A 14,885-nucleotide genomic window follows, 5' to 3' on the forward strand; every position below is an offset into this window, starting at 1 on the left:
GTAAAAACATTATTAATTAAAATTACGATGTTCACTTATAGATAACTCTTCTCTTGAAAATTTTTTGAAAAACTCTAAAGTGGTTTGCATACCTTCAGCTCGTTTAACCTTCGGCTCCCAATCAAGTAGTTCTTTCGCCTTTGTGATATCCGGTTGTCGTTGCAACGGATCATTTGTTGGTAAGGGTCGATAGACAACTTTCTGATTTGCATTCGTAAGCTGTATTATTTCTTCAGCAAACTCCTTAATTGTAATTTCGTCAGGGTTCCCAATATTTACCGGATAGACATAGTCGCTATGTAATAATCTAACAATTCCCTCAACCAAATCATCTACATAGCAAAAAGAACGTGTTTGTAAACCATCACCGAATATTGTCAAATCTTCACCACGTAATGCTTGTCCGATAAAAGCGGGTACAACGCGACCATCATTTAATCGCATTCTTGGACCATAGGTGTTAAAAATTCTAACGATACGTGTATCTACCCCATGATAGGTATGATAGGCCATTGTAATGGATTCCTGAAAACGTTTTGCCTCATCATACACTCCTCTAGGACCAATCGTATTTACATTCCCAAAATAATCTTCATTTTGAGGATGCACTAGTGGATCCCCATATACTTCACTAGTAGATGCTATAAGAATTCTTGCATTCTTGTCTTTGGCAAGTCCTAGAAGATTGTGTGTTCCTAGAGAACCAACTTTTAATGTCTGAATAGGGATTTTGAGATAATCGATAGGACTTGCCGGGGAAGCAAAATGCAAAATATAGTCCAAATCTCCCGCAACATGAACAAACTTTGTCACATCATGATGATGAAACTCGAAGTTTTCTAATTTAAAAAGATGTTCTATGTTTTTTAAGTCCCCAGTAATAAGGTTGTCCATAGCAATCACATAACACCCATCCTTTGTAAATCGATCACACAAATGCGATCCTAAAAATCCTGCTGCTCCTGTTATAAGTACGCGTTTCATGTAATGGCTTTTCTTCCTATTGAAATATAATGGATATTTTCTTTTTGAACATCACTAAGATCATACAGGTTACGACCGTCAAAGATAACAGGATTCGCTAACAGTTTCTTTATTTTTTTAAAATCAGGTGTTCTAAAGATACTCCATTCAGTACAGATAATGAGTCCATCTGCGTTTTCCAATGCCTCATACATTGTTTTGGCAAAATGTATTTTATCCCCATACTTTTTAGCCACATTTACCATGGCCTCGGGATCAAAAGCTTTAATCGTAACTTGCTGTTTCAGCAAATTGTCTATGATGTCCAATGCAGGAGCCTCCCTAATATCGTCAGTTTCCGGTTTGAAAGCCAAGCCCCAAACTGCAAAAGTTTTTCCACGAAGGGTATTGCCAAAGTACTTATTGATCTTAGGAAGCAAGGAAACTTTTTGATCGTGATTCACTTGTATGACTGAATTTAAGATCCGGAAGTCATAACCTACCTCCTTGCCTGATCGATGTAATGCTTTAACATCTTTGGGAAAACAAGAGCCGCCATATCCTATCCCAGGGAACAGGAAACGTTTACCGATCCGGGAATCTGTACCCATGCCTATTCGAACCTTATCTACATCTGCTCCCACCAATTCACAATAGTTTGCAATCTCGTTCATGAAGGTAATTTTGGCAGCCAAAAATGAATTTGCCGCATACTTGGTAAGTTCGGCAGATTTTTCATCCATGATCAATATTGGGTTACCAGATCTTACAAAGGGTTTATATAATCGATTCATTAATTCGGTTGCTCTTTCTGAACTTGAGCCTACTACGATTCTCTCTGGTTTTAAGAAATCATCAACAGCAAACCCTTCTCTTAAAAATTCCGGATTAGAAACCACGTCAAATTCGCAATTAGCATTTTTTGCGATGACTCCTCTAACTTTTTCTGCGGTACCTACAGGCACCGTGCTTTTATCAACTACAACCTTATATTCTCTTATGAGATGTCCAATTTTATCAGCGACGTCTAACACATAGGAAAGATCGGCTGATCCATTTTCGTCTTCGGGTGTTGGCAAGGCTAGAAACACTATCTCCGCATGCTCTACACCCTCCTTCAAACTGGTGCTAAAAGATAATCTTCCAGCTTTAATGTTTCTTTCAAATAAAACATCTAGATGAGGTTCATAAATAGGAACGATACCATTTCGCATTTTTTGTACTTTCTCCTCATTGATATCAACACAAATAATATCATTTCCGGTTTCAGCCAAACATGTGCCGGTAACTAAACCCACATAACCGGTTCCTATTACTGCTATTTTCATTTATTTTTTGCCTTTCCTGTTTTTAATCATTTTATTCTTTCCTTTTTTAACTTCGTTTTTTAAGTCGTCTATTTTTCTTCTAAAAAACAATTTTCTACGAATATTAGAAAAACTATAATCAAATCTGTAAAAAAGATATCCTAATACAATAACAACGGTGATTAATGTGATTACCAAGTACAAATTGTACGACGAGCTACCTAGGAGTACAAATAAGATGACAAAAACTAAATTAAAACCTCCAATAATGAAGCTAGCTTGTTGATGTGATATTTTAAAATAATCAATAAGGATGTGATGTGTATGGTTTCTATCTGGAGAAAAAGGACTTCTTTTATTGGCAAGTCGAATTGTAAACACTCTGGCTGTATCAAATAAAGGAACAATTAATATTCCTATAGCTATTAAAGGGACATTTTCTAATAAAAAAGGTAGGCTATCATAAGATTCAGGAGATAGCGCCAAAAATTTTAAGGTCAAAGAACTTATAATAAAACCTACAATTAGAGACCCTGTATCTCCCATAAAAATTTTTTTCGTTGAAGATAGATTATAACTAAGAAAAGCGATGAGACTCCCGTTTAAACTAAGACAAAGTAGGACATAAAAATATTCTTTAGTTATATAAAATATTGCAGCGTATATAATTAAAATTACGACCCCAACTATTGCGGCAAGCCCATCGATCCCGTCAATAAGATTGTAGGCGTTAATAATGGTTAACATCATAAATCCTGCAACTATATAATGTATATAAAATGGTATTTCGTGAATACCGAAAAAACCATTTAGTGAATAAATTCTAAAACTGTCGTTGCTTAAAATAAATGTTATTGCAACAAGCTGTGCTATAAGTTTTGTATACGGTGAGAGTACAACTAAATCATCTTTTAAACCTATAATAAAAAGAATAGTAAGGCCAGGGATATATGCCATTGCCTCATCCAAACTCCCCCAGCTTTTTAAAAAAAACAGTGTAAAAATTAAGGAGTAAAAGAAGGAGACACCTCCCAAAGTAGGCGTTACTTTTAAATGAGAGCTCCTTTTATTGGGACTATCCATTAATTTCTTGTATTCAACAAGGCCTATTATTTTGGGCATTGTTAAAAACGTTAGGACATAAGCTCCTATAAAAAAAAGAAATGGATAATATAATTGCAAAACTTAAGGATTTATTTGGCAAATCTAATCAAACTTTAAGTAAGGAGGTGAAAATATTACGAAACTAATATCAGTTTTTTCTAAAATAGTCTCTAAAAAAAACTACCATAAATATAGGATAAGTTTTAATAGTTCTGAAAAAAACTCTTCTTTCATCTAAAAAACGATATAACCATCTTAAGTTTAATTTATCAAAAATAATGGGATAATATTTTATTCCCTTGGAGGTTTGATGAATAAATCCACCACAAGTGTATCCCGTTCCTTTCCACCCTAATTTTCTCAATTTAATTAAAAATATTTCTTGTTTTGGTGTTCCAAGTCCAGCAATTATAATGTCCGGGTTTAAAGTGATAATTTCATCAATTGTCTCATTTTCATCATCAATTGATTTAAAAAAACCATTTCTATGGCCGATAATATTCAGATTTTGATATTCCTTTTTTATTATTTTTATAAATTTGTTAATCTCAGAAGTTTTAGAACCAATAAAATATATTTGTTTACCCTCATCACCACATTTTTTAAAAACAACCGGAGCTAGCGAAGTCATATCAAAACTCTTTCTTTGAATATTTATACCAATTATTTTGAACATTATTACTAACAAAATGCCATCTACGTAAATTTTATCAATTCTATCAATAACATTACTTTTTCTCAGCTCTAAATATGAAAAAGGGTTAATGAAAGTTATTAATTTATTTTCGTCCTCGTCATTTTTTGATAACTTAGATTGTATTTTTTTTATGAAGCTCATCGTGATCTAAATATATTTGTAATTTGTAAACGGTTAAAAATAGACCTTTTATCATCAATTACTTTTTGTGAATTTCCGATGTTATAGGTTAAAAAGACACTCCAAATGAATGAGCAGAAAAGAAAACCATAATGCCTTACTAAAACAGACTCAACCGTAAAGAATAAACACATAACAATTAGAAAGCTTTGAAATAAAACATCCTTATTTTTAAGAGCACTCATTACAGAAAAAATTATTAAAACAAAGATTGGTGTAAACCCAATAAACCCAATACCTATGATTGTTTCAAAAAACTGATTGTGAGCATTATACTCCATTTTTATAATATAATTATCAACCTTATCGGCTAATTTTCGTGTTTTTTGTAATTCATCTAATTCGTCCCCATAACCAACACCGAAGAGGTAGTTATTCTTAATCACCTCAACAGATGATACATAATTATTAACTCTAGTAGTATCCCCGGCCTCTATAAACCTCCTTATTCTATTCGGAGGAGTAATAACTAATGTAGATATAATTAAACCTAGAAATAAACCAATCGATAATATTTTGATGTTTCTGCTAATATTTCTCGTATATAAAAAAAGAATAAGTATTAAAATAAATGCCAGGTATGCTACTTTAGAATCTATTAATATTAACATAATTAAAGTTACTAAAATTGTAACTATATGAGAAACTATACGAGACCAACCACTCAAGAATTTGCTTGTAGAATCAAGAATGACAAATAAAGCAAAACACAAGAGCATTGAGAAGTACATACTATTGATTTCCGTATATTCATAAATATTATTAAAATTGAGATACCCATAACTTCTTTTAATATCTAATAAAGTACTATCGGTAAGCATGAGTATACTCAAGAGCTTTATTAAAATTAAGATGCAGTAACAATATATTGCAATAGAAAAAAAGCGTAGCATTTTTAAACTAATTCTATTTGTTCCTAGTTTTTTAAATAATGTAAGTTGAAAAATTGGGAACAAAACAAACAGTAATGAGAAAGAGAGTCTACCTATTCCAGCTTGCCAGTTTGACGAATAAAACAAAGATAGCATCCCTAAAAATAAATGAATTAAATTGAAAATATACCATCTAATTTTTAGTAATTTGAACAATGATTCTTTTAATAATTTAACTGAAGCAATAAGACCTAAAAATACAAAAAGTATAATGGCCTTACTTCCCCAGTGTTCTCTCAGCAATAATGATATTGGTAAGAAATAGAACGAAATTTCATATAACTTTTGAACGTTACTCTTTTTCAAATTCTTTTTTTCCAATTGTATGACTTACTTTATAATTTAATCCAACTAAAAACATAACTAATCCAAACGCGTAAGGGGAAAAAGCTTCTTCTTGAAATATACCTTGAACAAACAAAACAACTGTTAAAATTTTTAAAATTTTTATTTGAGTGTTATTTGATTTTATATTTCCTGCGAGATATATAACGATTAGAAAATAAATAATATAAACTACAGAGAAAATCCCTAAGCTTGAAAAAAGAACTCCATAAACACTCTCGCTACCATTCTGAAATCGTGTCCAATACCCTATATCTTTCAACGGTTTTCCATCCCATGACGTAAGTAAGATATCCGAAACATTACCAGAGAAACCTATACCATTGCCAAAGGTAGATAAATAGCTAAATCCATTTACTAAACCCAAAATGTGTTCATTATTATTTAAATAGCCTACAATTACAAAGGCAGAAATGAAAACTCCGTAAAGTATATAGGCTAGGGATTTTGATAAATTCGTTTTATAAATAAAGAAATATAATAGAATTATAAAAAAAATCATAAGAAGAACTCCTTTTGAATTAACCGCTAGTATGACTGTCATTAGAATCAAAAAAAACTTAAACTTATGCTTGGGCCAGTAATAATAAAATCCAAGTATAGTTAAGAAATACCCTAGAGATATCATACTTTTGATTAATGACCCGATACGAACGGCTTTAATCTGAATCCATGATATGTTAAATAGATTATGCCTTCCATAAAAGTTTAATAGTTCATCCCAGTTCGTGATACCTTTTTTTAACTTATAGTAAGCAAGTTCATTTAGAAAATAACCCATTAATTTTGGGAAAAAAACTTGGATAAAAGCTATTAATGCACATATAACAAATAGGTTCTTTAAATAAGAAAATAGAAAATATTCTTCTATTCTTTTAGAAAAATATAAGCCTGCAAATAACGCAAAAATAGGTGCCGTGAAAAGCCTCAGATAAGATGCACTATTTTTAATTCCAAAGTGAAACGTTCCAAAGATAAAAAAAGCAAGAAGTAACAAACATATTGATAGGGAGACGTTCATAAAATCCACTTTTCTCAAACTCATTTTGTTTTCAATTATGAAAACAAAAAAAAGCACTGCTAGAGCAAAAAAATTCACTCCATGAAGCAAGTTAAACGTTTCTTGCGATTGAATTAAACTTGAGAAAATGGAAAGAAATGTGTTCTGGAAAAAAACAAATAACAAAAAGAAAATAAAGAGAATTTTTGGTCTCTTTTTGAAAAGAAAAAAAACGAAAAGAAAAGAAAGTAGTCCAGCAATAATATTCAAAGATAGTATGAAATACACCCCTAAACATATTAAAAGTGCAATAGTCGTTAATTCTAAAAAAGATCTATTCAACTGTAATTTCATATTTATTAGCTAAGATATTCGCAACTATAAGATATTAATTAATTGTTGAAATATGCTTCTCAATTTCCTTTGGATCAATTAAACTGAACTGGCTTAAAAATAATTTGAAACTTTTTCGAATTTCTAAAATTTCGTCTTCTTGTAAATTAACAAAGGAGATTCTTCCTTGATAACTTATATTATTCAAATAATTTAAGTGATCCAATCTGTCTTCAATGTTTAATTTTGTAAAACTCTTTGTTTTGACCATTCCTATAAGGTCAGCAATATCTTCATAATTTTTTATTTGATAACAGTTTTTTGTATCATTAAAATAGGTCGTTTTAAACACACCCACTGGTTTGTTCGCTAAAATTGCTTCAATAGAAACGGTTCCAGTAACTGTAATAATTAAGTCAACCTTTGGAAAGATGTCATTCATAGAACTGTCAAACGATAATAGCTTAATTTGTTTAGACTGGTTTGCAAACCGAACTAGTTCCTCTGAAATCTCCATAAAAGGTTTTGGGTTTGGTTTTATATAAAGAACATCATCTTTATCCAGATATTTACAAATACTCTTTATAATTTCGAACTGATTATTAAAAGGGGCTCCATACACGTCTATATTTGATTCTGGTTGCATTTGCATTGGATACAAAAGCTTAAATTTGTTTTCGCTTGTTAAATCATTTACAGAAACATTGCTCCACTGCTTTTCAATCTTTTTTAAGCTAATTGTTCTTGAAATAAAATAAAGCGCAGAGGGGGTGTTGGGATCACCTTTAAGATAAGATAAAAGCTTTACTTTCAAATCTAAGATCCTTTTAACTATGGAAAACTTATAGTTTTTCTTTGACATGTAATCCGGAATAACGACTCTATTCACTATTCCTTCATAAATCTTAGTTAAGTTATTTTCATTTAAATTCTCACGTGAACCTAAAAAAGGGACTAACGTGTCTTCTATATAAAATGCAAATCTATTTGATGGATAACGACTGGTCATTGGATTCAGATATAAAATTCCAAACTCTCTACAAACTTTAATCGTCAAATAATCCTGAAAAGAGGCTGCCTCTCCTAGAACTACATTAGGCTGAATTTTATTTATGATTTCATATATTTGACGGTAATAAGAGCCATAATGATGAACATTGGTGGATTTAAAAAAATTTCTCTGTCTGTCAAATTGAATTGGCACATCTATATTATCTCCTTCGTCTTTATTTTTCTTCACATAGTGATTAATTCCAAAATTGGATGAAAAATGGGCGTTAAAAATTAAGTAGTGTACTTCAACAGTATCGTCGAGGTTGTTTTGAAAAACCTCATCCCATAAAACTATATTACTTCTACTCTCAATTATCAATATTTTCATAAACGTATGTTTTTTTCTTGAACCAGCCTTTACATAATAAAATTATTAGCATAGAAAAAAAATAAGAAATGCATATACCATACAACTCATATTCTTTTACAAGAAAATAATTTAAAATTAGATTCACTAAGACTGAAAATAATGCGGCTTTTAAAATGTACTTGTCCTTATTAAAAGCATATAATATATAATGATGAACCAATGAGAAATTGTACATCAGTGAACCTATTAGTAAGATATAAAAACCCCACAATCTTTCAGTTGCTAAGGACTTGTCTAAAAATAATAGTAATAAAGGCATGATTAGTGCAATTATTATACTGGATATAAAAGTTAGTAAGTATGCTTTTTTCCTGAAATTTGTAGCGATTTTTTTAAACTTCTCTTTATTGGAATATGCGGACTCAAGCATGTAAGGAAAAATAATCATAATGACTAAATTATAAATTACTACTTCAATAAGATTAATGATATTTGAGTAAAAAGTATATACACCAACTATTTGCTTATTATAATGAAAATCTAAAAAAAATCTTCCCGACAATAAAATTGTTTGTATACTCAAAGAACTAATAAAGAAAAATAATGAAACCTTTACACCCTTTTTAATTTCATAAAAATTTACATTGACATAAAGTAATTTTTTAAAATCAACATATTTTTTCATTAGAAGGATTCCAATTAGTAGTCCAAACAATGAACTTAAACTCCAAAAGAGAAAATAAGTTCTAATACTAATTTCTTTGAAACTGAGGTAATGCACAATTGAAAGTACAATCCATAAACACCTTATTAAGAGAACGAAATTTGCTTTAAGGGGTTTCTTTAGTACAGATAATAACCTAAAAACTTCTTGACCTAAATGCTCTGCTATAAGAACGACACAAAAAAGTAAAATATAAGAATATTCAATGAAATTAAATCCAAATAAAATAAAAATGATTAGGGGTAATAACAACAAATAAGTAAGAGAATAGAAAACTAGTTGATGTTTAAGATAATATTCAATCTCTGTTTTTTCTTGAGTGATTTTTCTAGAAACATATACATAATATTCAAAGCCAACGATGTATATCGTGTAGCCTATTGAAGAATTGAAAATACCATAAATCCCCAAATTGCTCTCGTCAATTGAATATTTACCTATAAATACGACAAAAACAAATTTTAATAATAGGGATGCTCCTCTTAAAATTAAATTAGCTAGCGATTTTGTTTGGCTTTTCAAAAAGTCTATTAGCATCCTCTGTAAATTATGATCTAATTAGACAAATGATTCATCTTAAGAGGAGTTCCTTTTTCAATATCTCCAGTAAATTTTTTGCCAAGTATTTCATTATAATATTTAGGGTGCAAACCAAATCCTGGTCTTACTGAGCGCACATTTTTATCCGTTACCAGATCTCCTTTTTTCACATCATTAGTGATAAATAATGATCTTGAAAATTCTCTGCTCTTTTTCTTTTTCTCTGTCATTTCATAGTCAACCTTACCTAACATGACTTCGGCTAAGCGAACAGCATCTACCATTTTCTTGAATTCTTTTTCATCCAGAGAAAAGTGAGCATCTGCACCACCAATTTTTTTATCTAAAATAAAATGCTTTTCAATCACCTTAGCTCCCAAGCAAACAGCCACAACCGGTGCCTCAATGCCAATTGTATGATCCGATAATCCAGAATTTACACCAAACCTCTTCACTATATCTGGAATAGTCATAAGATTTGCATCCTCAGGAGATGCCGGATAAGCAGAAGTGCATTTTAGAATAGTAATATTACTATTTCCTTCTTTTTTACAAGTATCGATAGCTAACTCAATATCTTCGAGCGTTGCTATTCCAGTAGATATAATAATAGGCTTGTTTTTTGATGCAATATATTTTATTAATGGAATATCTGTAATTTCGAAAGAAGCAACCTTGTAAATAGGTGTGTTAAGTTCTTCTAAAAAATCCACAGCAGTTTTGTCAAAAGGGGAGGAAAAACAAACCAGCCCTTCTTCATCAGCCACCTGATACAACTCTTCGTGCCACTCCCATGGTAAAGACGCTTCCTTATATAAATCATGCAAATATTGACCGTCCCACGCTGTATCTTGAGATATTTTAAAATAATCTTTCTTTACATCAAGTGTTATGGTGTCTGCTGTATACGTTTGTAATTTTATTGCGTCTGCTCCTGCTCTTTTTGCAGCGCGTACTGTTTCCTTCGCAATATTTATATTTCCTCCATGGTTAGCAGATAACTCTGCTATTATAAAACACTTATCTGATAACATCCCTTTTTTCTAATTTATATACCAAACTATCATGACCGCTAATAATTTCTTCTTTAAAATAAATATAGCCTGCATTCTCAAACGATTTTACGGAAGCTAAATTGTCGACTTTAATATAAGCCAAAATAGGCTTTTCATATTCTTTAAAATAGAGATCAGCAGATTTTTTTAAAAATGAACCTGCCAACTTTTGACCTCTATATTCTTTTGATATCAAAACTCCAACAGATGCATCATTATTCTTTATTTCATACCTAATTATTCCTGCTGGAATATTATTCACCATACCTACTAAAAATAAGGTATTTTTATCAGATATCTTTTTAAGAAACCAACTTTTATGATCTTCTAATTTTATGAAATCAGATTGATACGAGTTGTGACGAACTATCTCATCATTTGACCAGTCATACATTCTCATCATGTCATCCTCGCAGACCTGACGAAAAGAAAGGTTTAAGCCATTAACGGCCCCCAAAATCCTCACATCACTTTTGCCATCGAATAACTGCTTCTGCTCAAACAGAAATGAGGTTAAACTATCTGTTGTTATGTCGAGTACATCCTTAATTTTGCTCTGAAAATCTTCGATTTCATATTTCGAAAAATCGCCTCCATCGATAACTACGCCTTTCTTTACTAGTTCTTTATAAATATTCTTCTGATTATCCACATAAAAACCGCTAAGTATTGGCATTTTTACAGAACATAACTCATAGCAAATAGTGCTGGCCGGTGCTATTGCAAAATTACAAGATATCATTAATTTAAGTAGCTGACTTTCTGATAAATTACTATAGATATGTAGTTTGCCTAAGTAATTTTTTTGTAATTCATAAATTTCTTTTTTAGAATACGCTGCTCCCAAAACTACATGTATCTCTTTGATCTGTGCAATTGACAATAATGCTTTTGTTGCTTTTAGAGATAAATTAAATTTATCTGATCCACCAAAACAAACAAAAACGCGATCGATACTTTTTACTTCTCTCTCTTGCCTAGCTGCTTTTAGAAAAGACGGTCTGATAAGAGCATACTTAGTTCCTAACAAGAATTTTGTGTAGTGTTCATAATCAAAGTCAGAAACTGTTGTGGAGGGTGAGTGATTAATTACAATATCGGCAAACATGTGTTCTTTTGCCAGATCATCTATATACACCAAAGAAAAATCAAGCTTTTTGATACTCTTTTGATAACTTGTTGAAAACTGATAACCATCGGCTATAATAATATATTCTTTAGCGTTATAGTGTTCTGCTAGCCATTTTGGTTCTTCATCAATATTAATTTCTTGTGGAATAACACGTAAAGGATACCCTTCAGGTATTACTTTTACTGTAGAAGATGCATGTGTGAGATACGTGTATTTATAAGTACTGCCAAGCATTTCAACCAAAGCGAATAACCGATATAGATGTCCTAACCCGATTGTCTCATTGCCATCGGCCCTAAATAGAATCTTCTTTTCCATTATCACGTTCAAGCATTAGTTGATATTTTAATTCTGCTAACTTCCAATCTGTTTCTGTATCAATATCTTGAGCTTCTAATGGTGAAATAACTATTGCTCCAGAGTTTGAAGTAAATAACGCTCCTGTCGCCAAAAATGCTTCAACATCAATCCAATAATATTGTCCTGTATCATGAAAACGTTGGGGTAAATCTTGAGAACGACTATTCAAATGTTCTCTCATTACCATTTTTATCTTTCCTTCTTCAAATTCTAAACTTCGTTGTATCGGATACGAAAATTCTATTACAGGAAAAACAACATCAAGCTTTTTTGAGACCAATTCTTGAAATCCTTTTTTAATTTTATTTGAGTTTACGAAAGGAGCTGTAGGTAGTATACAACAAACTTTTTCATATGTTTTGCCGCAGTTTCTGTACTGCAATACAACTTCCCTAACAACGTCTGAAAGTGTTGCAAAGTCATTTGCGTTATGCTCACTTCGTAAAAAAGGAACTTTAGCTCCGTACTTGATTGCTATATCAGCTACATCACTATTATCTGTAGAAACCATAACTTCATCAAATAGATTAGAGTTTAAAGCCGCTTCTATAGAGTTAGAAATTATTGGCTTACCTAAAAATGGTTTTATATTTTTTTTGGGTATTCGCTTACTACCTCCTCTTGCCGGTATAATTGCTAAATTAGCCATGTACGAATGATAATACTTTATCTATAACAAATTCTTGCTCCTCCTCTGTCAACGTAGGATACATTGGTAGACTAATACAAGAATCGTAGTATTTTTCTGCATGCGCTAAATTAGCGCCTTCATATCCAATTTTTTTGTAATATGGAAGCATATGAACAGGAATGTAATGTATTTGAGCATATACGTCATGTGCTCTTAAAAACTCATATAATCCTTTTCTATTTTCACACTCAATAACAAATAGGTGATGTGCATTGTAGGAATCCTTTGGCAAAAACTGAAATTTCACTTTATTACCAAAAGCTATTTTATAGGTGTCGGCAATTTTATTACGTCTAATAACACCGTCCTCATTTTTAGCTAATTGTGTTATACCTAGAGCAGATTGCATGTCTGTTAACCTATAATTAAAGCCTAGCTCCTGCATTTCATAAAACCAACCTCCATGATCTTCAGACATATCATCTTTAGTTATACCATGTGTTCTAAGAAGTAAGAGTTTTTTATAGAGTTCTTCAGAATTCGTGGTAATCATACCTCCTTCCCCACAAGCTATGTGCTTTACAGGGTGAAACGAAAACACTGCTAAATCTGCGTAACTACCATTTCCACAACGGTTTCTGCCACCTTTTGAATTTATAAAATATCCTCCAGGTGCGTGACATGCATCCTCAATAATCCATAAGTCATGTTCATCAGCTAAATCTTTAAAAGATTCTAGGTTTACAGGGAGTCCCGCAAAATCCACTGGAATTAAACCTTTAAAAAAGCCTTTCGGTTTTGATTCAATCAGTTCTCTTACACTGTTAAGGTCCAACAGGTAAGTTTCTGGATCAATGTCTGCAAACCAAACTTCACCGCCTGCAAACCTTACACAGTTCGCTGAAGCAGCAAAGGTTATCGGAGTTGTTATTACCCGCTCTCCTTTTTTTAATCCTAAAGCAAGAACAGAAAGGTGCAGGCCAGAAGTAGCGTTATTAACTGCAACTGCATATTTCGCTTCAACGTAGTCCGCAAATTTTTGCTCAAATTCTAATACTTTGGGACCTTGAGTTAAAAAATCAGATTGCAATGTTTTGATAACAGCATCTATATCTTCTTGCTCTATTGACTGTCTTCCATAAGGAATTTTAAACTTACTCATGTGCTTCGAAATTAGGGTCTACATATTCCTTCACCAGAGCTCTTAAACTTTCAATTGTTTCCCATTCTGTATTATTACCAGAATTATAAGAAAATCCTTTCGGGACATACTTCCCGTCATATTTGCTTTTATAATCTTCAACATTAAAATTAGGTTTTTGCGGTAAAATGGCATAATATTTCCCCAAGTCTAAAGTGTTGAATGAATCTGAAGCGGTAATCATTTCTTCGTGAATTTTCTCACCTGGTCGAATCCCAACAACTTCTTGTTTACAATTAGGCGCTATAGCAGTCGCAACATCTGTTATTTTATAAGATGGAATCTTTGGTACAAAAATTTCCCCCCCCCAGGCATTGTCTATCGCATAAAACACCATCTCACAGCCATCCTCAAGCGATATATTGAAACGTGTCATTTCTTTATCTGTAATTGGCAAAACTCCTTCTTCACGCTTTTTTAAGAAAAAGGGCATAACAGATCCATTGGAGCCCATAACATTACCATAGCGAACAACAGAGAAACGAATATCTCTCTTTCCTTTGATATTATTTGCAGCTATAAACAATTTATCCGAGGTCAGTTTAGTTGCTCCATAAAGATTTATTGGTGCTGCCGCTTTATCTGTTGACAAAGCAACAACTTCTTTTACTCCTGTTTCTAAAGCAGCATTAATGACATTTTCTGCACCTAAAACGTTAGTTTTGACACATTCCATTGGATTATATTCTGCTATATGTACGTGTTTCATTGCCGCAGCATGAATAACGATGTCAATTCCTTCAAAAGCTCTTATTAGTCTGTCATAATCTCTAACATCACCTACAAAATAACGAATTTGAGGGTATGTCTCTTCTGGGAAATCCATTCCCATTTGAAAGTGCTTTTGTTCATCTCTAGAAAAAATCACTAATCGTTTAACATTTGGAAACCGTTGTAAAATAAGCTTGGTAAATGTTTTGCCAAAACTACCCGTTCCACCAGTGATTAAGATTGATTTTCCATTTAAATCTAGCATAATTGGATGATTTTATTTTGAATATTGTTATTTTAAAAGTTC

Annotated in this window: 13 protein-coding genes; all 13 read right to left on the minus strand. The window is 31.8% G+C overall.

Annotation, left to right across the window (positions count from 1 at the left end):
* Positions 1 to 12: 12 nt before the first annotated feature.
* The 13 genes from BD809_RS00050 to pseB all read right to left on the minus strand — a co-directional run bounded on the left by BD809_RS00050 (position 13) and on the right by pseB (position 14,843).
* Entirely contained in the window at positions 13 to 984 is a 972-nt protein-coding gene (locus BD809_RS00050) for a UDP-glucuronic acid decarboxylase family protein (RefSeq protein WP_148780910.1), read from the minus strand.
* Positions 981 to 2,291, minus strand: coding sequence for a UDP-glucose dehydrogenase family protein (locus BD809_RS00055; RefSeq protein WP_148780911.1), 1,311 nt, complete (start codon positions 2,289 to 2,291; stop codon positions 981 to 983). The genes BD809_RS00050 and BD809_RS00055 overlap by 4 nt, the downstream gene beginning before the upstream one ends.
* Positions 2,292 to 3,392, minus strand: a complete 1,101-nt coding sequence (locus BD809_RS00060) for an MraY family glycosyltransferase (protein WP_148780912.1) — start codon at positions 3,390 to 3,392, stop codon at positions 2,292 to 2,294.
* Between the two features lie 130 nt (positions 3,393 to 3,522).
* Positions 3,523 to 4,212: a WecB/TagA/CpsF family glycosyltransferase gene (locus BD809_RS00065; RefSeq protein WP_148780913.1), complete on the minus strand. Its 690-nt coding sequence runs from the start codon at positions 4,210 to 4,212 to the stop codon at positions 3,523 to 3,525.
* On the minus strand, positions 4,209 to 5,504 hold the full coding sequence (locus BD809_RS00070; protein ID WP_211356676.1) for an O-antigen ligase family protein: 1,296 nt from the start codon (positions 5,502 to 5,504) through the stop codon (positions 4,209 to 4,211). The genes BD809_RS00065 and BD809_RS00070 overlap by 4 nt, the downstream gene beginning before the upstream one ends.
* The gene (locus tag BD809_RS00075; protein ID WP_148780915.1) at positions 5,476 to 6,882 is read right to left on the minus strand and encodes a hypothetical protein; all 1,407 of its coding nucleotides are present in this window, start codon (positions 6,880 to 6,882) and stop codon (positions 5,476 to 5,478) included. Before BD809_RS00075 ends, BD809_RS00070 begins: the two co-directional genes overlap by 29 nt.
* A gap of 34 nt (positions 6,883 to 6,916) precedes the next feature.
* Positions 6,917 to 8,242 carry a capsular polysaccharide export protein, LipB/KpsS family gene (locus BD809_RS00080; RefSeq protein WP_148780916.1) on the minus strand — a complete coding sequence of 442 codons (1,326 nt, stop codon included), beginning with the start codon at positions 8,240 to 8,242 and terminating at the stop codon, positions 6,917 to 6,919.
* Positions 8,223 to 9,470 carry a lipopolysaccharide biosynthesis protein gene (locus BD809_RS00085; protein ID WP_170251707.1) on the minus strand — a complete coding sequence of 416 codons (1,248 nt, stop codon included), beginning with the start codon at positions 9,468 to 9,470 and terminating at the stop codon, positions 8,223 to 8,225. The genes BD809_RS00080 and BD809_RS00085 overlap by 20 nt, the downstream gene beginning before the upstream one ends.
* 32 nt (positions 9,471 to 9,502) lie before the next feature.
* Positions 9,503 to 10,522: a pseudaminic acid synthase gene (gene pseI / locus BD809_RS00090; RefSeq protein ID WP_148780918.1), complete on the minus strand. Its 1,020-nt coding sequence runs from the start codon at positions 10,520 to 10,522 to the stop codon at positions 9,503 to 9,505.
* Positions 10,509 to 11,993, minus strand: a complete 1,485-nt coding sequence (pseG, locus tag BD809_RS00095) for a UDP-2,4-diacetamido-2,4,6-trideoxy-beta-L-altropyranose hydrolase (protein ID WP_148780919.1) — start codon at positions 11,991 to 11,993, stop codon at positions 10,509 to 10,511. The genes pseI and pseG overlap by 14 nt, the downstream gene beginning before the upstream one ends.
* Entirely contained in the window at positions 11,971 to 12,684 is a 714-nt protein-coding gene (gene pseF / locus BD809_RS00100; RefSeq protein WP_148780920.1) for a pseudaminic acid cytidylyltransferase, read from the minus strand. Before pseF ends, pseG begins: the two co-directional genes overlap by 23 nt.
* A complete protein-coding gene (gene pseC, locus BD809_RS00105) occupies positions 12,677 to 13,828 on the minus strand; it encodes a UDP-4-amino-4,6-dideoxy-N-acetyl-beta-L-altrosamine transaminase (RefSeq protein WP_148780921.1) in 1,152 nt (383 codons plus the stop codon). Before pseC ends, pseF begins: the two co-directional genes overlap by 8 nt.
* Entirely contained in the window at positions 13,821 to 14,843 is a 1,023-nt protein-coding gene (gene pseB / locus BD809_RS00110) for a UDP-N-acetylglucosamine 4,6-dehydratase (inverting) (RefSeq protein ID WP_148780922.1), read from the minus strand. Before pseB ends, pseC begins: the two co-directional genes overlap by 8 nt.
* Between the last annotated feature and the right edge of the window lie 42 nt (positions 14,844 to 14,885).

It is taken from the genome of Aquimarina intermedia, assembly GCF_008124785.1.
GTDB lineage: Bacteria > Bacteroidota > Bacteroidia > Flavobacteriales > Flavobacteriaceae > Aquimarina > Aquimarina intermedia.

Excerpts from the sequence above, each read along its gene's own strand:
- pseI (WP_148780918.1), bottom strand. The coding sequence starts at position 10,522 with ATGTTATCAGATAAGTGTTTTATAATAGCAGAGTTATCTGCTAACCAT.
- BD809_RS00075 (WP_148780915.1), bottom strand. The coding sequence starts at position 6,882 with ATGAAATTACAGTTGAATAGATCTTTTTTAGAATTAACGACTATTGCA.
- BD809_RS00065 (WP_148780913.1), bottom strand. The coding sequence starts at position 4,212 with ATGAGCTTCATAAAAAAAATACAATCTAAGTTATCAAAAAATGACGAG.
- BD809_RS00055 (WP_148780911.1), bottom strand. The coding sequence starts at position 2,291 with ATGAAAATAGCAGTAATAGGAACCGGTTATGTGGGTTTAGTTACCGGC.
- BD809_RS00050 (WP_148780910.1), bottom strand. The coding sequence starts at position 984 with ATGAAACGCGTACTTATAACAGGAGCAGCAGGATTTTTAGGATCGCAT.
- pseF (WP_148780920.1), bottom strand. The coding sequence starts at position 12,684 with ATGGCTAATTTAGCAATTATACCGGCAAGAGGAGGTAGTAAGCGAATA.
- pseC (WP_148780921.1), bottom strand. The coding sequence starts at position 13,828 with ATGAGTAAGTTTAAAATTCCTTATGGAAGACAGTCAATAGAGCAAGAA.
- BD809_RS00060 (WP_148780912.1), bottom strand. The coding sequence starts at position 3,392 with ATGCCCAAAATAATAGGCCTTGTTGAATACAAGAAATTAATGGATAGT.
- pseG (WP_148780919.1), bottom strand. The coding sequence starts at position 11,993 with ATGGAAAAGAAGATTCTATTTAGGGCCGATGGCAATGAGACAATCGGG.
- pseB (WP_148780922.1), bottom strand. The coding sequence starts at position 14,843 with ATGCTAGATTTAAATGGAAAATCAATCTTAATCACTGGTGGAACGGGT.
- BD809_RS00080 (WP_148780916.1), bottom strand. The coding sequence starts at position 8,242 with ATGAAAATATTGATAATTGAGAGTAGAAGTAATATAGTTTTATGGGAT.